The sequence below is a fragment of the Variovorax sp. 679 genome (assembly GCF_003952185.1).
Taxonomy (GTDB): Bacteria; Pseudomonadota; Gammaproteobacteria; order Burkholderiales; family Burkholderiaceae_C; genus Variovorax.
In genome coordinates this window covers 235,990-257,833 of sequence record NZ_RXFS01000007.1, presented here as the reverse complement: position 1 = coordinate 257,833, position 21,844 = coordinate 235,990, and the positions used below count along the sequence as shown (strand labels likewise).

Annotated in this window: 18 protein-coding genes; 10 read left to right on the top strand and 8 right to left on the bottom strand. The window is 63.0% G+C overall.

Features of this window, described 5'->3' with window-relative positions:
• Positions 1-6 precede the first annotated feature (6 nt).
• Entirely contained in the window at positions 7-930 is a 924-nt protein-coding gene (gene argC, locus EJO71_RS19615) for an N-acetyl-gamma-glutamyl-phosphate reductase (protein ID WP_125950351.1), read from the bottom strand.
• 206 nt (positions 931-1,136) lie between these two features.
• Between argC and sucC the strand changes: the two genes are divergently transcribed.
• From sucC to EJO71_RS19565, 9 genes are all read left to right on the top strand, one after another.
• Positions 1,137-2,303, top strand: a complete 1,167-nt coding sequence (gene sucC, locus EJO71_RS19610; RefSeq protein ID WP_125950352.1) for an ADP-forming succinate--CoA ligase subunit beta — start codon at positions 1,137-1,139, stop codon at positions 2,301-2,303.
• A gap of 10 nt (positions 2,304-2,313) precedes the next feature.
• Entirely contained in the window at positions 2,314-3,207 is an 894-nt protein-coding gene (gene sucD, locus EJO71_RS19605; RefSeq protein WP_081268719.1) for a succinate--CoA ligase subunit alpha, read from the top strand.
• A 119-nt stretch (positions 3,208-3,326) separates the two neighbouring features.
• Positions 3,327-4,010, top strand: a complete 684-nt coding sequence (locus EJO71_RS19600; RefSeq protein WP_125950353.1) for a TerC family protein — start codon at positions 3,327-3,329, stop codon at positions 4,008-4,010.
• Positions 4,011-4,038: 28 nt separating this feature from the next.
• Positions 4,039-4,848, top strand: a complete 810-nt coding sequence (locus EJO71_RS19595) for a Stp1/IreP family PP2C-type Ser/Thr phosphatase (protein ID WP_125950354.1) — start codon at positions 4,039-4,041, stop codon at positions 4,846-4,848.
• Between the two features lie 69 nt (positions 4,849-4,917).
• Positions 4,918-5,577, top strand: coding sequence for an FHA domain-containing protein (locus EJO71_RS19590; RefSeq protein WP_125950355.1), 660 nt, complete (start codon positions 4,918-4,920; stop codon positions 5,575-5,577).
• 54 nt (positions 5,578-5,631) lie between these two features.
• On the top strand, positions 5,632-7,890 hold the full coding sequence (locus EJO71_RS19585; protein ID WP_125950356.1) for an adenylate/guanylate cyclase domain-containing protein: 2,259 nt from the start codon (positions 5,632-5,634) through the stop codon (positions 7,888-7,890).
• A gap of 30 nt (positions 7,891-7,920) precedes the next feature.
• A complete protein-coding gene (locus EJO71_RS19580; RefSeq protein WP_125950357.1) occupies positions 7,921-8,724 on the top strand; it encodes a 3',5'-cyclic-nucleotide phosphodiesterase in 804 nt (267 codons plus the stop codon).
• A gap of 208 nt (positions 8,725-8,932) precedes the next feature.
• Positions 8,933-9,442, top strand: coding sequence for a pilin (locus EJO71_RS19575; protein WP_125950358.1), 510 nt, complete (start codon positions 8,933-8,935; stop codon positions 9,440-9,442).
• Between the two features lie 495 nt (positions 9,443-9,937).
• Complete coding sequence (locus EJO71_RS19565) at positions 9,938-11,677, top strand: phosphoethanolamine transferase (protein ID WP_125950359.1); 1,740 nt, start codon at positions 9,938-9,940, stop codon at positions 11,675-11,677.
• A 334-nt stretch (positions 11,678-12,011) separates the two neighbouring features.
• Here EJO71_RS19565 and EJO71_RS19560 read toward each other — a convergent pair whose 3' ends face one another.
• Genes EJO71_RS19560 through EJO71_RS19535 form a run of 6 tightly spaced genes read right to left on the bottom strand, consistent with a single transcriptional unit; the run spans position 12,012 to position 19,473 of the window.
• Entirely contained in the window at positions 12,012-16,184 is a 4,173-nt protein-coding gene (locus EJO71_RS19560; protein ID WP_125950360.1) for a PilC/PilY family type IV pilus protein, read from the bottom strand.
• A 17-nt stretch (positions 16,185-16,201) separates the two neighbouring features.
• Positions 16,202-16,798 (bottom strand): hypothetical protein, encoded by a 597-nt coding sequence (locus EJO71_RS19555; RefSeq protein WP_125950361.1) that lies wholly within the window; start codon positions 16,796-16,798, stop codon positions 16,202-16,204.
• The gene (locus EJO71_RS19550) at positions 16,795-17,967 is read right to left on the bottom strand and encodes a PilW family protein (RefSeq protein WP_125950362.1); all 1,173 of its coding nucleotides are present in this window, start codon (positions 17,965-17,967) and stop codon (positions 16,795-16,797) included. The genes EJO71_RS19555 and EJO71_RS19550 overlap by 4 nt, the downstream gene beginning before the upstream one ends.
• Entirely contained in the window at positions 17,967-18,374 is a 408-nt protein-coding gene (pilV, locus tag EJO71_RS19545; RefSeq protein WP_125950363.1) for a type IV pilus modification protein PilV, read from the bottom strand. Before pilV ends, EJO71_RS19550 begins: the two co-directional genes overlap by 1 nt.
• A gap of 2 nt (positions 18,375-18,376) precedes the next feature.
• Positions 18,377-18,982, bottom strand: a complete 606-nt coding sequence (locus EJO71_RS19540) for a prepilin-type N-terminal cleavage/methylation domain-containing protein (protein WP_125950364.1) — start codon at positions 18,980-18,982, stop codon at positions 18,377-18,379.
• Entirely contained in the window at positions 18,976-19,473 is a 498-nt protein-coding gene (locus EJO71_RS19535; RefSeq protein ID WP_125950365.1) for a type IV pilin protein, read from the bottom strand. The genes EJO71_RS19540 and EJO71_RS19535 overlap by 7 nt, the downstream gene beginning before the upstream one ends.
• Before the next feature lie 159 nt (positions 19,474-19,632).
• Between EJO71_RS19535 and EJO71_RS19530 the strand changes: the two genes are divergently transcribed.
• A complete protein-coding gene (locus tag EJO71_RS19530) occupies positions 19,633-21,309 on the top strand; it encodes a Wzy polymerase domain-containing protein (RefSeq protein ID WP_125950366.1) in 1,677 nt (558 codons plus the stop codon).
• An 8-nt stretch (positions 21,310-21,317) separates the two neighbouring features.
• Here EJO71_RS19530 and moaC read toward each other — a convergent pair whose 3' ends face one another.
• On the bottom strand, positions 21,318-21,800 hold the full coding sequence (gene moaC / locus EJO71_RS19525; protein ID WP_125950367.1) for a cyclic pyranopterin monophosphate synthase MoaC: 483 nt from the start codon (positions 21,798-21,800) through the stop codon (positions 21,318-21,320).
• Positions 21,801-21,844: the final 44 nt, after the last annotated feature.

Here is a 21,844-nt window from a genome sequence, read left to right as displayed (position 1 = left end):
TGGCGCTCAGAGCGCCAGCATCAGCTTCAGGTTCTGCACCGCGGCACCGCTGGCGCCCTTGCCGAGGTTGTCGAGGCGGGCGATCACCACGGCGTGGCGGTGGTCCTCGTTCGGGAACACGCGGATCTCGAGGTTGTTGGTGTCGTTGAGCGCCAGCGCCTCGAGCTTGCCGTCTTCGGTGGGCGGCAGCACCTTCACGAACTTCTCGGGCGTGTTGCTGCGCGCGTAGTGCGCGGCCAGCGCGTCCTGCAGGTCGCCGGCCTTCGGCTTGCCGGGCAGCAGGTCGAGGTGCAACGGCAGCTGGACCAGCATGCCCTGCTTGAAATTGCCCACCGACGGGATGAAGACCGGCCGGCGGGTGAGGCCGGTGTAGGTCATGATTTCGGGGATGTGCTTGTGCTTCAGGCCCAGCGCGTAGATCTCGAAGGCCGGGGCCTCGTCCTTCTCGTAGGCCTCGATCATCGTGCGGCCTCCGCCCGAATAGCCGCTCACGGAAGGCAGCGAGATGGGGAAGTCGGCCGGCAGGATGCCCGCGTCGACCAGCGGGCGCACCATGGCGATGGCGCCGGTGGCGTAGCAGCCGGGGTTGCCGACGCGCTCGGCCTTGGCCACGGCCTGCCAGTGGCCCTCGGTGAGTTCGGGAAAGCCGAACACCCAGCCGGGAGCGATGCGGTGCGCCGTGGAGGCGTCGATGATCTTGGGCTTCTTGCCGGGCAGCTGGTCGATCAGCGCGACCGATTCGCGCGCCGCATCGTCGTGCAGGCACAGCACCACCAGGTCGACACCGGCCATCAGCTCGCGCTTGGCGCTGGCGTCCTTTCGCAGCTCGGGCGCGATGCTCACGAGTTCGACCTGCGGCATTGCCTGCAGACGTTCGCGAATCTGAAGGCCGGTGGTGCCGGCTTCGCCGTCGATGAAAACCTTGGCCATGATGGAGGTGCCCCAGGGTAACTAGAAGAAAGTACGTATTGCCCGCAACCCCACGTACAGCATTGGTGCGGCGCACCATGATACAGTCCGCGATTGTTCGCCGCCCCCAGCCGTCAGGCTGCCGTCGCCCGCGAACAACAGAGCATAGACCCTCTCAGCCCAGATCTCCCGATTTCTCAACCTCCTCCTTCCGAGAGACATCCCTCATGAAGATTCACGAGTACCAAGGCAAGGAAATCCTTGCCAAGTTCGGCGTGCCGGTGCCGCGCGGCATCCCGGCCTATACGGTCCAGGAGGCGGTGGAAGCCGCCCAGAAGCTTGGAGGCCCGGTGTGGGTCGTCAAGGCCCAGATCCACGCGGGTGGCCGCGGCAAGGGCGGTGGCGTCAAGGTCGCCAAGTCCATCGAGGACGTCAAGAAGCTCGCCGGCGAGATCCTCGGCATGCAGCTCAAGACGCACCAGACCGGCCCCGAAGGCCAGAAGGTCCGCCGCCTCTACATCGAAGACGGCGCCGACATCCAGAAGGAATACTACGTTTCGGCCGTGACCGACCGCGCCACCCAGAAGGTGGCCTTCATCGCTTCGAGCGAAGGCGGCATGGACATCGAGGAAGTGGCCCACTCCTCGCCCGAGAAGATCATCACCGTGTTCGCGGACCCCGCCCTGGGCCTGACCGACGAACAGGCCAAGCAGATCGCCGACGGTATCGGCATGCCGGCCGATTCGACCGCCCAGACGGTCGACATCCTCAAGAAGCTCTACACCTGCTACATGGAGACGGACGCCTCGCTGGTCGAGATCAACCCGCTCAACCGTGACAGCAAGGGCAACGTCATGGCGCTGGACGCCAAGTTCAACTTCGACAGCAACGCGCTGTTCCGCCACCCCGAGATCGTCGCCCTGCGCGACCTCGACGAGGAAGACGCGGCCGAAGTCGAAGCCTCGAAGTTCGACCTCGCCTACATCTCGCTGGACGGCAACATCGGCTGCCTGGTGAACGGTGCCGGCCTGGCCATGGCCACCATGGACACCATCAAGCTGTTCGGCGGCGAGCCGGCCAACTTCCTGGACGTGGGCGGCGGCGCCACCCCCGAGAAGGTCACCGAAGCCTTCAAGATCATGCTGAAGAACAAGAACGTGGAAGCCATCCTCGTGAACATCTTCGGCGGCATCATGAAGTGCGACACCATCGCCACCGGCGTGATCGCAGCCTGCAAGGCCGTGAACCTGCAAGTGCCGCTGGTCGTTCGCATGAAGGGCACCAACGAAGTCGAAGGCAAGAAGCTGCTGGCCGATTCGGGCCTGCCGATCATCAGCGCCGACACCATGGCGGAAGCGGCCCAGAAGGTCGTGGCAGCAGTCAAGAAGGCCTAAGGAACAAGTCATGTCGATCTACATCAACAAAGACACCAAAGTCATCACGCAGGGCATCACCGGCAAGACCGGCCAGTTCCACACCGAGAAGTGCCAGGAATACGCGAACGGCAAGAACGCCTTCGTGGCCGGCGTGAACCCGAAGAAGGCCGGCGAGTCGATCTTCAACATCCCGATCTTCGGCTCCGTCAAGGAAGCCGCCACGCAGACCGGCGCCACCGTGTCGGTGATCTACGTGCCGCCGGCAGGCGCCGCGGCCGCCATCTGGGAAGCCGTCGAGGCCGACCTGGACCTGGCGATCTGCATCACCGAAGGCATTCCGGTCCGCGACATGCTCGAAGTGCGCAACAAGATGAAGGCCAAGGAAGCGGCCGGCGGCAAGAAGACCCTGCTGCTGGGCCCGAACTGCCCCGGCCTGATCACGCCCGACGAAATCAAGATCGGCATCATGCCCGGCCACATCCACCGCAAGGGCCGCATCGGCGTGGTCTCGCGCTCGGGCACGCTGACGTACGAAGCCGTGGCTCAGCTGACGGAAATCGGCCTGGGCCAATCGTCGGCAGTCGGCATCGGCGGCGACCCGATCAACGGCCTGAAGCACATCGATGTGATGAAGGCATTCAACGACGATCCGGACACCGACGCGGTCATCATGATCGGTGAAATCGGCGGCCCGGACGAGGCCGACGCAGCCCGCTGGTGCAAGGACAACATGAAGAAGCCGGTCGTCGGCTTCATCGCCGGTGTCACCGCCCCTCCCGGCAAGCGCATGGGCCACGCCGGCGCGCTGATCTCGGGCGGCGCCGACACGGCCGATGCCAAGCTGTCCATCATGGAAGAATGCGGCTTCACCGTGACGCGCAACTTCTCGGAACTGGCAAAGCTGCTCAAGGCCAAGCTGTAAGAACCGGCCCCGCGACACTGGCCGCAGAGCCGGGTCATGAGAGGACCACGCAGAAATTAAAAAGCGCCCGCACTGGATTGCGGGCGCTTTTTTCAATAAAACACAGTGGGATCAGAGACATGGAATTTCTTCAAAGCACAGATTTCTGGTTAGGTCTGCTCAAGATCATCTGGATCAACATCATCCTGTCGGGAGACAACGCGGTGGTGATTGCCATGGCGGCGCGTTCGCTGCCGCCCGCGCAGCAGAAAAAGGCCGTGCTCTTCGGCTCGGGCGCGGCCGTGGTGCTGCGCATCGTGCTCACGGTGGTGGCGGCCAAGCTGCTCGCCCTGCCTTATCTGCAGATCATCGGCGGCCTGCTGCTGCTGTGGATCGGCTATCAGCTGCTGAGCGAGGAAGACGACGGCGAGGGCGAATCCAAGGAATACGGCAGCATGATGGCGGCAGTGCGCACCATCCTCCTGGCCGACCTGGTGATGAGCCTGGACAACGTGATTGCCGTCGCGGCTGCCGCACAGGGCAGCATGGTCCTGTTGATTCTTGGCCTGGCGATAAGTATTCCCTTGGTGATTTTTGGCAGCACGCTCATGATCAAGCTCATGGAACGCTTCCCGATCATCGTCATGCTGGGCGCTGCGCTCATCGGCTGGGTCGGTGGCGAGACCATCGTGCAGGACGCCGTACTGCGCGACACGCTGGCTGCCAATCCTTGGCTGCACTACGCGGCCGCGGCTGCCGGTGCCGTGTTCGTCGTGGCCGCCGGCCGCCTGATGCAACGGCGCGCGCACGCCGCTGCACACTGAGTACCAGAGAGATCGGCGCTGACAGACCATGGCGAGTGTCGGCGTCTCCCTTTTCTCCACTCGCCCTCCGCTGACCTGGGAATTCGCCTTCCTGACCGATGTCGGGCGGATGCGCGCGCACAACGAGGATGCGGTGCACGTGGATCCCGCCCTCGGGTTGGCCCTGCTGGCCGACGGCATGGGTGGCTACAAGGGGGGCGAGGTGGCGAGCGCCATGGCCGTCTCGCTGCTGCACGCTAGCTTCGGCCGCTGGTTCGCCCAGGCCGGGATGCAGGCGCCAGCCCGCGTGGTCCGGCGGGCGCTCCAGGCGGCCACGGACGAGGCCAACAGTTCGATCCTGCATGCCGGCACGACCAATCCTGAGCTGCAGGGCATGGGAACGACCCTGGTGCTGGCGGCTTTCCGGCCGCAGCGCGTGGTGGTCGGCCACATCGGCGACTCGCGCTGCTACCGCGTGCGCAACAACAAGCTGGAGCTCCTCACCCGCGACCACTCGCTGCGCCAGCAGCAGCTCGACGCGGGCGCCATCACCGCCGAGGAAGCCCTGAATTCGCCTACCCGCAACCTCGTGACGCGCGCCGTCGGCGTGGAGGCCCAAGTCTTGCTGGAAATGCACGAACACAGCGCAAGACCGGGCGATCTCTATATGCTTTGCTCCGACGGGCTCAGCGAGATGGTTTCGGATGAGCAGCTTTTCACGCTTCTAGGACACGATGTCGGGCTTCAGAAAAAAGCATCACTTTTGGTTGCAAATGCCAATGACAATGGCGGACGGGACAACATCTCCGTTGTCCTGGCCAGCGCGAGCGTTGCGGAAACGCCCCGCACGGGCAGGTAGCAGCAGGCTCCGGGGGCGGCTTTCCGGCGTGCCTGCCGTCTTTCAAGCTTTGGATTCGGGGAGTCGGCAATGCCGAAGATGATCATTTCGGTCGATGGCGTTGTCATCGGGCAAGTGGCGCTCGCCAAGGAACGCACGACACTGGGACGCCGTGCCTACAACGACATCGTGATCGACAATCTGGCGGTCAGCGGCGAGCACGCCGTGCTGCACATGAGCGGTGGCGAAGTCGAAATTGAAGATCTCAACAGCACCAACGGCACCTACGTCAATGCGCTCGCGATCCAGAAGCAGGCGCTCAAGGACAACGATGTCATCGAGGTCGGTGGCTGCCGCATCCATTTCCGCGCGCGCAGCAATCTGGATCCGGCCATCGGCGCCGGGTCGGTCCGGGCCACTTCGGGCGAATATCCGTCCGGCGCCATGCCGCTGTCGTCGGCGCCCACGGAGTCGGGAGCGCTGGTCGAGCTCGGCATTCCCGTGCTGCGCGTGCTTTCCGGCGCCAACGAAGGGCAGGACGTCGGGCTGCAGAAGGTCGTCACCACCATCGGGAAACCGGGGGTCGCAGTGGCTGTGGTCACGCGCCGGCGGCAGGGCTACGTGGCCGCGGGCGTCGAAGGAAGCATCACGCTCAATGGCCTGGAGCTGGGAACCGAGGCCGTCGCCCTGCAGGAGCGCGACGTGCTCGAGCTGGGCGGCGCCACGCGCATGCAGTTCGTGCGCATCTGAGCCGCTTTTTCCCCTGGCTTGCCGCGGTAACAACGTCCGCACGGACCGGGCACCGTGAGAGAAGAGTTGCGGCGGCACTGGCCGCGCATCGCCATCACCCTGCTGCCGGTGTTGCTGGCGCTGGCGCATGCCACCGGCGCCTGGCGGCTGGACGCGCTCGAACGCCTTGACCAGCTGATCTACGACGTCCGCCTGCGCGCCACCATGCCGGGCACGCCCGATACGCGCGTGGTGATCGTCGATGTCGATGACGCCAGCCTGGCGCGCCAGGGCCAATGGCCCTGGCCGCGCGACAAGATCGCCGGCCTCGTCACCGAACTGCTGACGCGCCAGCAGGCGGCCGTGCTCGGCTTCGACGTCATGTTCCTCGAGCCGGACCGCAGTTCCGGGCTCGAAAGGCTGCGGAAGATCGCGGATGGCCCGCTGAACGGCGTGCCAGGCCTTGCGGCCGAGGTCGAGCGGCTTGCGCCCTCCCTCGATCACGACGCCACGCTCGCCGCGGCGCTGGGCGGACAACGCGTGGCGCTGGGCTACTACTTCACGCGAACCGGGACGCCGAGCGCCAAGGGGCAGTTGCCCGCTGCCCCCTTGTTGCCGGAGAGCGTGTTCCCCCCCGGCGGCACCTATGCCACGGGCTGGAACGGCTTCGGCGCCAGCCTGCCGGAGCTGGCGAAGGCGGCGCCGGTCGCGGGCTTCCTGAACACGCTCGTCGGTGCGAATGCCGATGGCGTCATCCGCAGCGTGCCACTCATCGCCCGCTACGACGGCGACAAGGCGCAGCCGGGCTACTACGAGTCGCTGGGGCTCGCTGTCTACCGGCTCGCAAGCGGCTCACCGCCCGTGCGGCCCGCCTTCGCACCGGGCAGCGGTGCCACGCCGCAGCTCGAATCGCTGAGGGTGGGCCCGCTGCGCATTCCGGTCGACGGCACGGGCAGCATGCAGGTGCCGTTTCGCGGCCCCGGCGGTTCGGATGGCGGATCGTTCCGCTATGTGCCCGCCGCCGACGTGCTCGAAGGCCGGCTCGGCCCCGGTGAGCTGAAGGGCGCGATCGTGCTCGTGGGTACCACGGCCCCGGGGCTGCAGGACCTGCGCGCCACGCCGGTCGAGGCCGCGTTTCCGGGCGTGGAGGTGCATGCCAACGTCGTCTCCGCCCTGCTCGACAGGCGGCTGCTCGGCGTACCCGACTACGCGCCCGGCTATGAAGTGCTGCTGGTCGCTGCAATGGGGCTCCTGCTGGCCTTCGGTCTCTCACTGCTGTCGGCGCCGCGTGCCGTGCTGCTGGCTGCGGGTGTGACAGTTGCGCTGATCGGCCTCAACGCCTGGCTGTACGTGGGCTACAGCCTCGTGCTGCCGCTGGCTTCCGCGCTGGCGATGACGGCGCTCGCCTTCGCGCTCAACATAAGCTGGGGCTACTTCGTCGAATCGCGCGCGCGGCGCGGGCTGGTGCGGCTCTTCGGCACCTACGTGCCGCCCCAGCTCGTCAACGAGATGATGGCGCACCCCGACCGCTACAGCATGCGCGCCGAGAGCAAGCCCATGACCGTGATCTTCTGCGACATGCGCGACTTCACCCGCCTGTCGGAGCAGATGGCGCCGGCCGAGCTGCAGGCCTTTCTCAACACCGTCTTCAGCCGGCTCACCAACGTCATCAGCGCGCACCGCGGCACCGTCGACAAGTACATGGGCGATTGCGTCATGGCCTTCTGGGGTGCGCCCATCGACACGCCCGACCACGCCACGCTCGCCGTGCGCGCAGCGCTCGACATGGCCGACGCCGTGCGCGACATCAATCGCATCCACCGCGCCAGCGGCCGGCCCGAGATCAGCGTGGGCATCGGCATCAACAGCGGCGTGATGAGCGTGGGCGACATGGGCTCCACGGCGCGACGCAGCTACACGGTGGTGGGCGATGCGGTCAATCTCGCTTCCCGCCTCGAGGGCCTGAGCGGGCACTACGGCGTGGAAGTGGTCGCCAGCGGCGCGACGCGCGAACTCGCGACTGGCTTCATCTGGCAGGAACTCGACAGCGTGCGCGTCAAGGGAAAGGCACAAGCCGTTGCCGTTTTTACGCCTCTCGCAGCGCGCACACCCGAAGCGATGGAGCAGACGCAGCAACTGCTCGAACGCTGGAGCGAAGTGCTCGCCGCGTACCGCCGCCAGGACTGGGCCATGGGCCGAAACTTGCTCGCGCCCCTGCTCGCCGCGGATGCGAAAAAAGTCCTTTACCAGCTCTACGCCCAGCGTTTAGCCTCGATGGCGTTGCGACCGCAAGACCCGAACTGGGATGGCGCGACCCGGTTCGAGACCAAATGACGACAGACACATACAAAGGGGTCTTTCACAATGCAGGTTCGTGTGCTGGGTTGTTCGGGCGCCATCGCCAAAGACTGCCGCACCACCTCGTTTCTGGTCGACACGGATCTGCTCGTGGATGCGGGCACCGGTGTCGGAGACCTCACGCTCGATGAGATGGTCCGCATCGACGACGTGGTGCTCACGCACAGCCATCTCGACCACATCGCCGCACTCCCCCTGATGCTCGATGCCATCGGCAGCCGCCGCAAGCAGCCGCTGCGGGTGCATGCGCTGAGCGCCACCATCGACGCGTTGCGCACGCATGTGTTCAACAACGTCATCTGGCCGGATTTCGAGAGCATTCCGAGCCTCGAGGCACCCTTCGTGAGCTTTCACGACATCGTGGTCGGGCAACAGCTGTTGCTGGGCAGTCGAGAGCCCAAGCTGGTCGAGGTGCTGCCTGCGTTCCACACCGTGCCGGCCTGCGGCTTTGCCGTGCGGCGGGCCGAGGGGCGCGCCCACTGGGTGTTCAGTGGGGATACCGAGCGCAACGCGTCCTTCTGGGAGCGGGTGAACGAACTCGAGGTGGCGATGCTGGTGATCGAAACCGCCTTCAGCAGCCGGGAGCAGGCGCTGGCGGAGCGCAGCTTGCATCTGTCGCCCGCGGTGCTGGCCCAGGAGCTGGCGCACATCAGGCCGGGCAGGCGTTACCCGATCTACATCACCCACACCAAGCCCGCCGAAACCGACGAGATCATGAGCCAGATCGAGGCGCTGGTGGAGGAGCAGGTGGAGGGGCTGGCGCAGCGGGATATCCGTTGGCTGAAGGCGGATGGCATCCTGACCTTCTGACAGCGGGTGACGCATTGGCATGACAAATTTGTCACCGTGTGTAGCATTCTCGGGCGGATTCTGTCACATCGTGTAACGCCAAAGTGGGTAGAGGTGACGTGTTCGGTCGGCGGGAGGCCCTGAGAGTGGGTGGCACAGATGCTGCGGAAGATACCTCGCTCCGGGCAGGTTCCCGGGCGTAACAACCAACCTACCTGGAGTTAGTTCAATGAACCGTCGTACTCTCGCCCGCCGCGCTCAGGCCGGCTTTACCCTTATCGAATTGATGATCGTTGTGGCGATCATTGGTATCTTGGCTGCTATCGCTATTCCGCAGTACCAGACGTATGTGGCGAAATCGCAAGTGACGCGCGCTATTGGTGAATCCGGCGCTCTTAAAACAGCAATCGAAACTTGCATCTTGAACGGTCAACTAACGGTCGGTGCCGCAACCGGGAACTGTGATCCGCAAGCAACGGGCTCGAACATTCTGGGTGGCAACACGAAGAACCAGCTCGGTGTGAACCTCCCCACCGGTACTAGCGTTCCAATGGTGAGCACGCCGCTCGCCGGCGCCGGTGCTGACACGATTACTGCCACGCTTGGCAATAGTGCCGCAGCTGGAATTTCGGGCAAGACGATCATTTGGACGCGGGGCGCGGATGGTTCGTGGACCTGCCAATCCAACGTTTTGATCAAGTACGCTCCGCCTGCTTGCCCCACTAGCTCGGCTAGCTAAAGCAAGGCAAGCTGCAATCTTAAAAACCGCCTGAACAGGCGGTTTTTTTTGTCCCAATGCTGGATTTAATCTGTCCAGAAATTCGGATCATGATTTCAATATGACTCGGCAGCTCAAAGAGTCGCCTTTGATGTCGAGCTAGTGGATCAACGCAAGAAATGGTGACCAGTCGTCGATGCGAACAGAGTACCCAGCGCCAACTATTTTGCGCTGTCGTGTTATCTCAAAATCGCTATCGCTGGCCACCCACCCCAACATTGCAACGACCTGCCATGCCGCTGGCACGGGTGTGCCGTAGGGCACATTTCTGCGACTGATATCTGTCCACCATTGTTGTCACGTTCGGCAACGTCGCAGGAGGGCCTTTGCAAGTGTTAACGGCGAACACAATCACTTGGACACGGCAGACGGACAGAAGCTGGGATTGTCGCGTCGCCAATACCGAGCCCAAAGACGTGGGCATTGCATGCTCGCTGTAAGGAGATGCGTTAGCGAATGCGATTTTTCCCAAAGTCAATGACACCAAGAAGAAGTGGTGAGTGGATCGCGCCTTTGCTTCTTGTTTCGTTGGTGCTGGCGCTGATTGCCCCGAACTTTATGGTCGTTCGCAGCGCTGCCAACATTTTCGAAGCGTCGCACACAGAGAGCATTGCTTACGCGATCTGCTTCTGGGCGCTGGTTTTTGCCGTTATACCTCGCCTCTGGATGGGGCTTGTCGTGGTAGCGGTGTGTTCGCTTTGGTGGTCGCTCGAAGTCTTCTTACGCTTGAACTTCGCGCAGCCGGTGACACCAACTTTCGTTGGCATGGCGCTGGACTCGGATGTACGGGAGATGTCTGAGTTTCTATTGTCAACGGGATGGGAGGTGTTGCTTCCGATCGCGCTGTTTATCAGTGCCACCATCGTGTTGGGGCGCCATTTGTATCGCAGGCGCGCCAGATGGACACACCGTTCGCGCCAATGGGTCTTGCTGGCCGTTCCGGCTACCCTGACCGGATTGATGCTGTCTCATGCAGACAGGGGCGATGCTGCAGCTGCTTCGGAGCCTTTCGTCAATACGGCGGGCAGCATGGGTGCCGTCTTTGCAACGGTCTATCCGCTTGACATGCCGCTATCAGCGATCCGGGTACACCGGGACGCATCGGTCATCCGACGACTCAGAGCAAAACTGAGCGGCTTCGACTTCGAGCCGAAGCTCGCCGACGCGCATCCAGACACGGTCGTGCTGGTGATCGGAGAGTCCTCGCGCTCCGATCGATGGCAGCTTTTTGGCTATGGGCGCAAGACCACGCCAAGGCTGTCTGCGATGAGCGACCTAATTCTTTTCCCCGACGTGGCTACGCAGTCGGTCGCTACGCGATATGCCGTGCCCAACCTTATCTCCCGGCGACCGGTACTGACGAGCGATGGCAAAGTTGCTCTTAGTGCGGAACCGTCTATCCTGGCGGCGCTGAAACAGGTGGGCTATCGGACCTCTTGGTTATCGAATCAAGGGGTAGGAGGCTTCTACGAGAGCCCCATCGCGATGTACGCGGACGATGCGGACGAGGCGGTCTATTTCAACCCGACAAGTTACGACGCACGTGGAACCTACGACGAGGCGTTGCTTGCGCCATTACGCCGAAGGTTGGATATCAAAGGAAGAAAATTCGTCGTGCTGCACACGCTTGGCAGCCATTTCGATTTTTCGCATCGCTACCCGCCGTCCTTCGACATTTACCGCCCTTCGTTGACGACCGTTCCGGCGCAGGATGGCATTAAGCAAAATGCCTCGCTTGCGGTGCAGGTCAGCAACGCCTATGACAACAGCATCCAGTACACGGATTCGCTTCTGTCACAAGTCATCGAAGCCGTCGACGGCAAAGGGGATGCGGCAGTGGTGATGTACATCTCGGATCACGGGCAGGATGTGTTCGACGAACAATGCCAAGCGAAGGGCATCACACGAGCATCGAGTCATTCGTTTACTGTGCCAACGCTGATCTGGGCGAGTGCAAAAGCCAAGATGCAGATCGGCGACCGACTTGATGCAATTTCGAGCTTTCGAACCCAGCCCAAGGTTGCCAATGCCGTGCCCCAGACTTTGCTTGATCTCATTGGTGTGATAACCCCGTCTGCCATGAGAACGCCCAGTTGGTTTGATCGTGAGCATGGACCTCGGCGGGTCTTCTCCGCACAGGGATGGACAGACTTCGACAAGTCTGCTGCACGCGATGCATGTGAGATCAAGCCTTAGTCCGAACTGCATGTAGCGCTCATGCATACGCTGAAAGGGTGTGGGGAGCACGGCTTTGCGCGCTCGGCCTGCGGCAGCCCCACCTCGGTGTATCAGCTATCCGCCCCTATCACGTCCAGCGCGTACTGCTTTGCCCCGATCTGAATCTCAGATGTGCCCGGTGGATAGACCTTGCCTGAGTTCATGCCGTGTAGATCGGCGATTCAACGTATTCCTTGAGTTGCGTCAGCGCAAAGACTGAGCAGCAGCGATTCTCTTGCGGGATTTCGGCCATCTACATATTTACGGCTTTGCAAACTATTTCAAGCAGGCTCTCGATTGGAGAGCCCGAATCTCAATCAATCGTCGGCACTTCCCGCCAATTCAACAGCCGCAACCCTGTCCCCTTGCCGAAGTCGATCGGCGGCTGATTCACTTCACCCTTCACATTGCCAACGATACCCTGCATCCTGCCGTTGTTGTTGATGATCTGCATGTCGGTGATCGCACTGGTGTAGCCGACGTACGCTGCTCCCGTGGTCAGCGCAGTCGTGCCGGATCCATAGTTCACTGCATAGATGCGGCTCTGACCCGAGGGGCTGCAGGCATCGCCGGTGGTCAGCAGGCTGGAAAACACCACGACCCCGTTGAACGATGTCGCACCCAGGGTCACGCGCCAGGTAATTCCCGAAGTCGCATCCTTGCCCAGATCAAGGTACCAGCCCAGTCGCGTTCCGAGGTTGAACGCGGTAGTACCTGTCAGGTTTGCTTCTGTGAGTGCACCCAGATTGCTGCGTGTGATTGGGTAGGTGCCTCCGGTACCGAAGCCCGACGCAGTACCGTCGATGATCGCGTAGAAGGATTGACCCGCCGTCGAATTGATGTCCACGGTGTCGAGCAACTGACCCGTGCCGAACAGCACATAACGTTTCTTGCTCTTTGGATCGATTTCCACCGCTGGTTGTGTCGTGATCGGCTGAGCCGTGCTGCTGGCATCCGCCAGGGTCGCCAGCTTCAGCGGTGCAGGGTAGGAGCCGCTGCTGCCCTTTGCGGCCGTCACATCGAAGCGCCAGAGCTGTCCGTTCAGGTCGCCTGCATAGAGTGCGTCCGCGGTGCCGTCCGTGAAGTCGGTGATATAGGCGGTCAGCTGTGTCAGGCCGGCTGATGAATTACCCGTCTGAACCTTTTCGAGCAATGCACCGGTCTTCGGATTCACGAAGTACACATAGCCGAAACCGTCGCCGTTGTTGTAGCCCGAAGTGAAGACCACGACCCAGCCGTACTTCTTGGTCTTCAACACTACGGGCGTGCCGAAGCTGTAGCCCAGAGTGCTGCCAACACCAGTAGTTGCGCTGGAGAACTCCCAGAGCACCTTGGTCTTGATGTTGTCTTCGCTGGTCATGCTCGCCGGATCGGTGACGTCAATGGCATAGAAACCTTTGCCGCCCTTGCCAAGCCCGCCGATCAGCACGGTTCGCCAGTCCGAATTGCTGCCCGTTGCCGTGGTCGTGAAAACGCCGCCTGCAGTATTGAAGTCGATGTCGAAGGCCTTGGGCGATGCGTCGACGTAGTAGTGGTGTTGGTAATCCGGATTGCCGAGCTGTCCCAGACCGTCGAGTGCCGGGGTCGCCGGGCTGCTGGGGCCCGAGAACAGCATGCTCGGCACGTATGCGAACAGTTCCCGGCCTGCGGTCGTTCCTGTCAAGGCGCCGTTGAACGCGTGCATCATGCCGTCGTTGGCGCCCGCGTAGACGATCGTCGGTCGGGAGGCGTAGTCCGTCTTGAACTTTGCGTAGCCGGGGTTGACGGTGTTCGAGAACTGGCCCGAGGGCGGCCCCACCGGCGTAACCTTCGCGTTCACGATGTCGCCGAGCAGCAAGGCGCGGCGGCGGTAGGGCTTGGTGTCGTCGGTGGTTGTCTTTTCCTTGCTGCGGTCGCCGCGCAGGTAGTTGAGGAAGTCGCCGCTGTCGTCGCCTGTTGCCCAAGGCGTATCGAGCGCGGTGGACTGGGCTGTGGTCAGGTTGGCCTTGCGAAAGGGCACGCCCGCTGTTCCGTTCCAGGTGAGCACCCGACGCGCGGTGTCCCAGCCGGCGCCAGCCAGCTGGTTTTCCAGCGTGGTGGAGGTGTTCCACATCTCCGTGAGAGTTGGCACGCCAGCTGGAAACGTGAGCTGGCTGCCGGAGAGCACACCGGTCCATCCGTTCGAGTCGTACTGCGATGCATAGGACGCCGCGCCGGTAGACGACACCTGCGGGCTCGACAGCGAAAACGATGTGGTGAACGACTTGATTGCGTTGGCGATGCTCGCGAAAGCTTTCGTCAGGCCATCCACCATCGAGTCGGGGCGACCTGCGGTGAAGTAGTTGTCGGGCCGAGGTTGAGTAGTGCCGGCGCCACGCGTGTCAGTGAGCATGTCGCCGCTTGTCGCCCACCAGGTTTGCGGAATGGCGTCGTTGAACGTGTATGGATCGAACGTGCTCTGCATGCTGGTGGGTATCTTGAGACCACCGAACTTCGCGGCCAGGTAGAACTGGTTGTTCGCCTGGAAAGCCTGTTCGAGCACGTCGACCCAGTAGGTTTGAACTGTCTGCTTGCCGATGGTGTTCGATTTGTTTGGATCGTCGGGCCGGATGTCCTTGGTGTTCGCGTCGTACGCAAGCCCAGCCATGAGAGCCGAGTTGTTGCTGCAGCAGTTGTTCGAGATGTTGGTGCGCGTGCCGAGGTCGTCTCCCATGCCTTGCAATTGGCCGACCTTGTTGGTTGCCGTCACTGCGTTGACGGTCGTATCGGCCGTGACCTTTGCAGGCATCGCCGGTTCGTTCGCGTTGTTCGTGTTGCCGGGCACGTTCTTGTCGGCGTGGGTGTAGATGTCGCCGATGCCCAGGACGAAGTTGCGCTGGCACGAGTACTGGATCGGGTCGTCCCAGTTGGTAATGACCGGGAAGCCGTCGAGTCGTTTCGCCGTGGTGTTGGTATCGGTGGTATTGAGGTTGCTCCACTCCGGCACGTTGCCCAGATTGCGGTAGTAGCGCAATGCCGCGTAGTAGAGCTCGCTGACCGGGTCGTTCGACTTGTAGTTGCCGGGAATGATCTGGCCGAACTTGTTGAGGTAGTTGATCACGCCGCTGTCGGCAATGGTCACGCCGTTGGCCGAGGTGGCGGTGGCGTCGGCCGGGTTGGGGTTGCGAACAAACACGCCGGTGTTCTCGTCCCATTCCTTCTGCGCATTGCTGGTGTCGGGCAGTCCGGGCACCGGTTGCAGCGGCCCCACGAACTTCTGGCGTGCGCGCATCACGCCGCCATCGCGGCCGTTGCCATCCTCGTTCAGATAACCGAAGGCGCTGAAGCGCATGCGTCGTGCGTATTGCTGGATCAGGCCCTCGGGCTTCCAGTTGTTTCCATACTGCTTGCAGTTGCTTTCCACGCCGCCGGGGGCGTTGGGGTTGCATACCCTGTTGCGCATGGTGTAGTCGTTGGTGACCGCGGCGCCGATGTCGCTGGTGAAGGTGTTGAAGCCGTTGTCGCCTGGCTTCTTCCACAGGAATTGCATCACCGCGCCGCCGCCGTTCTCGTAGTACTCGATCTTCACGTCGAAGCTCTGCCCCGCAACCAACGCAACTGTGGCGTCATAGCTGGTCGGGCCCTGGTCGATCCACTTGTCGATCAACAGTACCCCGGACACCCACAGGCGCACGCCATCGTCCGCCCGCGCACGGAATGTGTAGGTGCCGGTGGCAGGCGCCACGAAGGTTCCCGTGAAACGGGCGGCGAAGTTGTCCGCGCCAATGCCTGTCACGGGGGCACCGTTGCCCCAATCGTGGTCCACGGTGTCCTGACTCACTGTGACGGTGGGGGAGCCCGTGAGCGTCTTGTTGGCGGCGTTGTAGTACTCGCCCTTCATCGACGCGCCGGACGCGGTGATACGCATCGCGTACTTGCGGCCGTTGACCGAAATGCCGAGGCTGGTTGCGTTGCTGAATGGCGTAGCGCCCGAGATCTCGCTTGTGGGAAGCGTGCGATCAGCGAACAGACCTTGCCCAGCGTGATAGCCCTTCTCCAGGATGGTGTCTGTCGCTGTATCGACCACACGCCTGCCACCCGTCATTGCCCAGCGGAACGGATCGATGGTCGCTGTCGCTGCCCAGTTCAGGAAGTTGCCACTCCACATCGTGCCAAGCGTGCCACCGCACTTGCGGTCGGTGGCCACGCCGGTCGGGTTGAAGAAGCTCTTGTCGCCGGTGTTGGTTTCGTTGGCCGTGGTGTCGGACACATAGGTGTAGCACTTGTTCGGATCGAAGTACCCCAGGAATGTGCTGGCGCTGGAATAGGCCGCGGTATGCGCCGTGCGAGAGGCGGTCGGCCATTCCACAGACAGCGTCAGAGCAAGATTGCCGGGCACGTTGGAGGTGGCGAAGACGGGTTGGTCTGCCAGACTGGCGGCGTTGATCGGCAAGGGCGTGCCGACGAGTGCGCTCGCCAGCGCGGTTGTGCCGGCGAGGCGCGCGGCAAGGATCGAAATCTTGTTCATGGTTCTTCCGCGATGCGTTATTCGGGCTTCGTGAAGGAGGACTGCAGGAAAACCTGCGTGTCGCGAGGACCATCCACGCGCACGCTCAATCGATAGACCAGCGCCTTGGGCGGAGGCGGGCGCCCTGATTCCTGGACGCTGCCGCCGCGCACGTCGGTGGTTGCGGGGGCGTAGACGCAGGTGCTCTTGCTCGAGGCGCCGGAGGTGTTGCACAGGCGATCGATGAGGTAGCGGATCTTCACGAAATCTGCGGGCCGTTCGATGGTGTCTGATGCCTTCGCGTTGTAGAGATCGTCCTTCAGAAGCGCGAGCGGGATGCCACGGTCGTTGGAGTCGAGCCGGACCGCGCTGTAGTTCGATGCCTGCGCGTCGTTGTAGTCGGCGCCCACGGCAGACAGGGCGCCAGTGCTGAACAGCGCCAAAGCCTTGACCGCCGCTTGTTCGCCCTGGTTGACGAGGTCGCGCTTGAAGGCCAGGTTGCCGGCACCGGAAAGTGATGTGTTCATCGACCGCATTACCGCTACGCCGCCCGCGAGCAGGATGACAAGAACGATCAGGCAAATGAGCAGCACGACGCCGCGCTCCCGGCGTGGCCGGTGCAGGGGAGTAATCATGATTTGGGCAGCAACAGGACGTTGCGCAGCGGGATGGTGAATTCGACGACGCGGTAGCGATAGCGGCGGTCGTCGTTCGTCAGGGTGACAGCGGCGCGGGTGAGGCCGGTGTCGGCGAACATGGCGGGAATGGTTTCGGAAACCACGCCGCGCTCAAGTGTCGCGCTGCGCAGAACCAGCCCCACACGTACGGCTACCACCTGTCTGCTCAGCGCTCCGGAGGTCATCATGGTCTTGATGTCGAAGCCCGTGGCGTCAGGTGCTTTCCACGTGTCGATGATGCCGTCCGTGTTGGTGTCGAGGCCATAGAGTGCATGCATTTCCATGACGCCGTCGGCCAGGGTCTGCGGGGCGTCAGTGCCGTCGCTGCGCAGAAGGTCGTAGCTGACCAGTGTGTTGTTCGTTCCGATGCCGAAGAGCTGGAACTGCACGTTGTTGGCTGCGCCATTGCCCAGCGGCGTGAAATAAGCGCTGCCGGTGGCCGCCAGTGAGGCCAGCGTTGTGCCGACGCCTGCCGTGTAGTAGGTGCCGTTAAGCGTCACAAGCTCGTTGTTCGCGCTGTCTGCAAAGGAAGAGTCGACCTGCTCAAGCAGGCAGTCCGTGGTGCCGACCTGGCTGACCAAAGCGATGTCGTTCTTCCGCAGTTGCACTGTGTTGTCAAGTCGAATGATGTTGGCGCTGGCCCCCGCCGAGATGATCGGGCGTGGCACGTCACCGGTCGCGGCGTTGCCGCCCATCACCATCAGCACGTCGGATTTGCCGTCCGACGACTGTCCTTTGCCAATCAACAGCGGTGCGATCCGCAAATCGGCGACACCGGTGGCGTCGCCGAGGAATTTCTCGAACGGCACCGGAAAAACCGTAGTTCGCGGCAGGATCGCCGCGTTGCTGCGCTTGGCCTGCAGCTTGCACCCGAATACGCCCAGGTCCCACGATTGGGTAAAACCGGAGCCTGCGCTGCGCACCGCACGGTCCAGCAGGTAGGCGGCGTAGGACCCCGATTGATTGATGTCGTTGACCGACGTGGTCGTGCGCTTGGTCGATTCGCCGAAGATCACCGCACTTGTGACCGCCAGCGTCACCACCAGTGCGATGACCATGGCAACCAGTAGCTCGATCAGGGTAAGGCCGCGTTCGCGCACTGCGCGCCGGGCTTGCTGAATGCTCATCAGGGCAACTCCACATGGGTAGTGAGCTGGCTACCCGTGCTGCGCGACGGGGCTTGCCAGGTGATGGTCACGTCGGCCGCCTTGCCGGTTCCGGCGACATCCACTTTTCCAACCCCATTCGGCAAGCCGCCGGTCTGCGGCGCGGCGACACGCAGCTTCCAGGCATCCAGCGCTGCAGCTGGGACCGTGGTCGACTGGTTGAGCCACATCAGAGCCACCACTTCGTTTGCGAGCAGTGCTGCGCGATTACGGTCTTCGGCATCCACCGAGAAGCTGACGGCTCGTGCCTGCAGGCCGATCAGGCCCAGCAGGCCCAGGGAAAAGAGCAGCACCGAGACCAGGACTTCAAGCAGTGCGATGCCGGCCTGGCTGCCGCTGTGGCGACTTGTTTTGCTTGGGTGTTTCATCGCTAGGGGCAGCCGTCTGGCTGGGTGGCTGAAAGGGTTCGCGCCGGGTCGCACATGCGGACTTGGCCGCCCAGCGCGACGAGGACGCGCAGCGGTCGGTCGCCCGTCTTGCTATCGCTCATCGTGATGTCGTACTGGACGGCTGCGGCGGTGCACTTGGCGCTGGTGGGGCCGGGCGTGTCGTTTGCCACGAGACGGCCGATAGAGCTGAAGCAGACGGAAAGGGGGCCGGAGATAGCCACGTTGGAGCCGACGTCGCGCAGGATGCCCGCCTCGACAAACGCTGCTGTCGCATCGGAGTCGGTCGGGACCACCGTACTGGTAGCCCAATTGCTGCCGTTGACCTTGGCGGTGTAGCTGGTGGAGGTGGGTTTGTCGTCCGTGAGCGAGAACACCACTTGCCGGCTGCGGCGGGTGGCCTCCGTCTGCGCCTGCCGCAAGCCGTTCTGCAGCGAATCACTGACAGTACGGATCTTGTTGTTGCGCACCCAGCCGAGCATGGATGGTGTGGCAAGCGCAGCGAGCAGCGCCATGATTGCCACCACGACGATCATTTCGACCAGCGTGAACCCCCTGCGGTAACGCTGGGAGAGGCTGGTTTTCAGCATGCCTGGCCCTTCTTGACGATCCAGGCAGTGGTGCAGGGCGTTGTCCAACCCGACCACGCGGTGGGCATGCCTGTCGTGGCGCGAATGTTCTGCTCGCTGATGGTGTAGACGACACCGTTGGCTGGTCCGCTTCCTGTTGCCGTGAGCGTGAACGTCGTATCGGTCGGCACAACGGTTGCACAACTGATCACGAAGTTGCCGAAGGTGCGTTGGCTGGCGGCAATGCCAGCGTCGCAAGGCGGCAGGATGGTGGCGCTGACCTTCTTGTATGTGCGGTTGTCCTGAAAATACCGTTCCATGTCCGCGCGCATGGTGGCCAGCCCATTCGTGCCGTCCACCACGTACCCGCGCCGCACATAGTCCTGATAGCTCGGAATGGCGATCGCGGCGAGCACGCCGATGATCACCACGGTGATCATGATTTCGATCAGGGTGAAGCCGCGAGACTGGTCACCACGGGCGATCCGGCTTCGAGCAGGTTGTTGTTTCATCAAAGGACACCTTTCAGTCCCGACCGGCAGAGCCGGAAACGGGCGGGAAACAATTACACAGAGTTGTTAAAGGATGTCTCTGAATGTTTGTTTTTGCAAAACCTTCCATCTCCCGGCAATGACCATTCGTCGGCAGTTCGGCCCGGCACAATGGGCCGGATGACGTCCTGCGTAGCGCCCGCCAGCTCCGTTCTGCCCGCCTCCAGGGCGCTCGACGTCACTCGCACGGCTCTTGTCGCGCTGCCTTTTCTCTGTCCCTTGGTTGCCGGCCCCTCTGTCAACGTATGGCAGCTGCTGGTTTCCTGGGTTTGCCTCGCGGCGCTGTTGCTGACGGGACCCGTCGGCTCACCAGCCCTCGGTGTTTGGGGCTGGCTGGGCCTGGGGGGCCTTCTTGTCGCACTCTCCGCGTGGGGCGCGCTGTCCGTATGGGGGCCGGCCTGCCTCGCAATCGCAGGAATCGCGGCGGCGACGAGCCTGGGCAGCGGATTGGTGCGCGATGGTCAGGCAGCCGCCTCGTTGTTGGCCAAAGGTGTACTTGTCGCCGGTCTTGTCAGCGCTGTTCTGGGCTTGCTGCAGTACTACGGCCTGGCTGAACCGCTCGTGCCATGGACCACGTCGCCGGCGCTGGGGCAGGCCTACGGCAATCTGCGCCAGCGCAACCAGTTCGCGACGCTGATCAGCCTGGCTTGGTGCGCAGTCCTGTGGCTTTACGCGACGAGTGATGCACAGCGCACACGCCGTGGTCTCGCGGCGGCGGGGGTGCTCTTGTTGATCGCCGCAGCCGCATCGACCTCGCGCACAGGCCTTCTGCAACTGCTGTCGATCACTGGGGTGGCAGCTTTCATCGCAAGGTGCGAGCGACAAGGCTCGACGGCCCTGTATCGCCTCCCGGCCCCAAAATGGCTGCTCACGACGATCCCGTTGTACTTCGCGATCGCCTGGGTGCTTCCGCGGCTGGCTGGAGGTGGCAGTGGTGCAGTCGAAAGCATGATCGAGCGCCTGAAGTCCGGCGCGCCCGACGACCACAGTCGCTTGCTGCTCTGGCGCAACGTGCTGGCTCTGATTTCAGAGCACCCGTGGACTGGATGGGGGTGGGGTGAACTGGCCTTTGCGCATTACAGCGCTTCGTACAGCGGGGGGCGCTTCGTCGAGATCCTCGACAACGCGCACAACCTGCCTATGCATCTAGCGGTCGAACTCGGAATCCCTGCCGCAGTGCTGATTTGTGGCGGCTTTCTCTGGCTGGTTCTTTCCGCCCGACCATGGCGTGAGCGCGACCCGGTTCGGCTCATGGGCTGGGGCATGCTGTGGGCGATCGTCCTGCACAGCCTGCTCGAATACCCACTCTGGTACGGACCATTCCAACTGGTCTTCGGTCTTTGCATCGGACTGCTGTGGCCAGGTCGGAGTGCCCGACCCATGGCAAAGGCGGCTCCGTTCGCCGCCGTGGCGCTGTTGGGTATTGCAGGTTATGCAGGCTGGGACTACATCCGCATCAGCCAGATCTACCTGCCTCGCGAAGAACGGCTCGCGCAATACGAGGACAACACGCTGGCGAAAATCCGCTATTCCCGGATCTTCGTCAATCAAGTGCAATACGCGGAACTGACGCTGACGATGGTCACGCAAGCCAATGCTGGCGCAGTGCATGAACTGGCGCGGCGCATCATGCATTTCTCGCCCGAGCCGCGCGTCATCGTCAAGCTCATCGAGAGCGCCGAATTGCTGGGGCGCAAGGAGGAGGCGCGGGAAGAGGCGGAACGCTTCAGGAACGCGTTCCCATCGGACTTCGCCCGCTGGATGAGAGAGGATGCCGGCGAAGGCATCGCTCCCTAGCAGCGCGATTACGGCGCCATCCAACTCCCCGACTTCCCCCCATGCTTCTCCAACACATGCACATCGGTAATCCGCATCCCCCGATCCACCGCCTTGCACATGTCATAGATTGTCAATAGCGCCACCTGCACCGCAGTCAGCGCCTCCATCTCCACCCCCGTCGGCCCCACGGTCTCGACAGTCGCCGTGCAAACCACCTGCGGTGCGCTTCCCGCATCGGCCAGCGCGAACGCCACAGCCACCCGGGTCAAGGCCAACGGATGGCACAGCGGGATCAGGTCGCTCGTCTTCTTCGCCGCCTGGATGCCCGCGATCCGCGCGATGCCCAGCACATCGCCCTTCTTCGCCGTGCCGGATTCGATCAGCGCCAGCGTTGCCGCCTGCATCTCGATGCGGCCCGTGGCCACGGCCACGCGGTGGGTTGCCGGCTTGGCGGCCACGTCGACCATGTGGGCCTGGCCCTGGGCGTCAAAATGGGTGAGGGTGCTCATGGATGAACGATCGGGTTGACGGTGCATCATACGAGCCCGAGCCA

What these genes read in the sequence shown, in the direction of transcription:
- argC (WP_125950351.1), bottom strand. Translation starts at nt 930, where the DNA reads ATGGCCAAGGTTTTCATCGACGGCGAAGCCGGCACCACCGGCCTTCAG.
- sucC (WP_125950352.1), top strand. Translation starts at nt 1,137, where the DNA reads ATGAAGATTCACGAGTACCAAGGCAAGGAAATCCTTGCCAAGTTCGGC.
- sucD (WP_081268719.1), top strand. Translation starts at nt 2,314, where the DNA reads ATGTCGATCTACATCAACAAAGACACCAAAGTCATCACGCAGGGCATC.
- EJO71_RS19600 (WP_125950353.1), top strand. Translation starts at nt 3,327, where the DNA reads ATGGAATTTCTTCAAAGCACAGATTTCTGGTTAGGTCTGCTCAAGATC.
- EJO71_RS19595 (WP_125950354.1), top strand. Translation starts at nt 4,039, where the DNA reads ATGGCGAGTGTCGGCGTCTCCCTTTTCTCCACTCGCCCTCCGCTGACC.
- EJO71_RS19590 (WP_125950355.1), top strand. Translation starts at nt 4,918, where the DNA reads ATGCCGAAGATGATCATTTCGGTCGATGGCGTTGTCATCGGGCAAGTG.
- EJO71_RS19580 (WP_125950357.1), top strand. Translation starts at nt 7,921, where the DNA reads ATGCAGGTTCGTGTGCTGGGTTGTTCGGGCGCCATCGCCAAAGACTGC.
- EJO71_RS19575 (WP_125950358.1), top strand. Translation starts at nt 8,933, where the DNA reads ATGAACCGTCGTACTCTCGCCCGCCGCGCTCAGGCCGGCTTTACCCTT.
- EJO71_RS19565 (WP_125950359.1), top strand. Translation starts at nt 9,938, where the DNA reads ATGCGATTTTTCCCAAAGTCAATGACACCAAGAAGAAGTGGTGAGTGG.
- EJO71_RS19560 (WP_125950360.1), bottom strand. Translation starts at nt 16,184, where the DNA reads ATGAACAAGATTTCGATCCTTGCCGCGCGCCTCGCCGGCACAACCGCG.
- EJO71_RS19555 (WP_125950361.1), bottom strand. Translation starts at nt 16,798, where the DNA reads ATGATTACTCCCCTGCACCGGCCACGCCGGGAGCGCGGCGTCGTGCTG.
- EJO71_RS19550 (WP_125950362.1), bottom strand. Translation starts at nt 17,967, where the DNA reads ATGAGCATTCAGCAAGCCCGGCGCGCAGTGCGCGAACGCGGCCTTACC.
- pilV (WP_125950363.1), bottom strand. Translation starts at nt 18,374, where the DNA reads ATGAAACACCCAAGCAAAACAAGTCGCCACAGCGGCAGCCAGGCCGGC.
- EJO71_RS19540 (WP_125950364.1), bottom strand. Translation starts at nt 18,982, where the DNA reads ATGCTGAAAACCAGCCTCTCCCAGCGTTACCGCAGGGGGTTCACGCTG.
- EJO71_RS19535 (WP_125950365.1), bottom strand. Translation starts at nt 19,473, where the DNA reads ATGAAACAACAACCTGCTCGAAGCCGGATCGCCCGTGGTGACCAGTCT.
- EJO71_RS19530 (WP_125950366.1), top strand. Translation starts at nt 19,633, where the DNA reads ATGACGTCCTGCGTAGCGCCCGCCAGCTCCGTTCTGCCCGCCTCCAGG.
- moaC (WP_125950367.1), bottom strand. Translation starts at nt 21,800, where the DNA reads ATGAGCACCCTCACCCATTTTGACGCCCAGGGCCAGGCCCACATGGTC.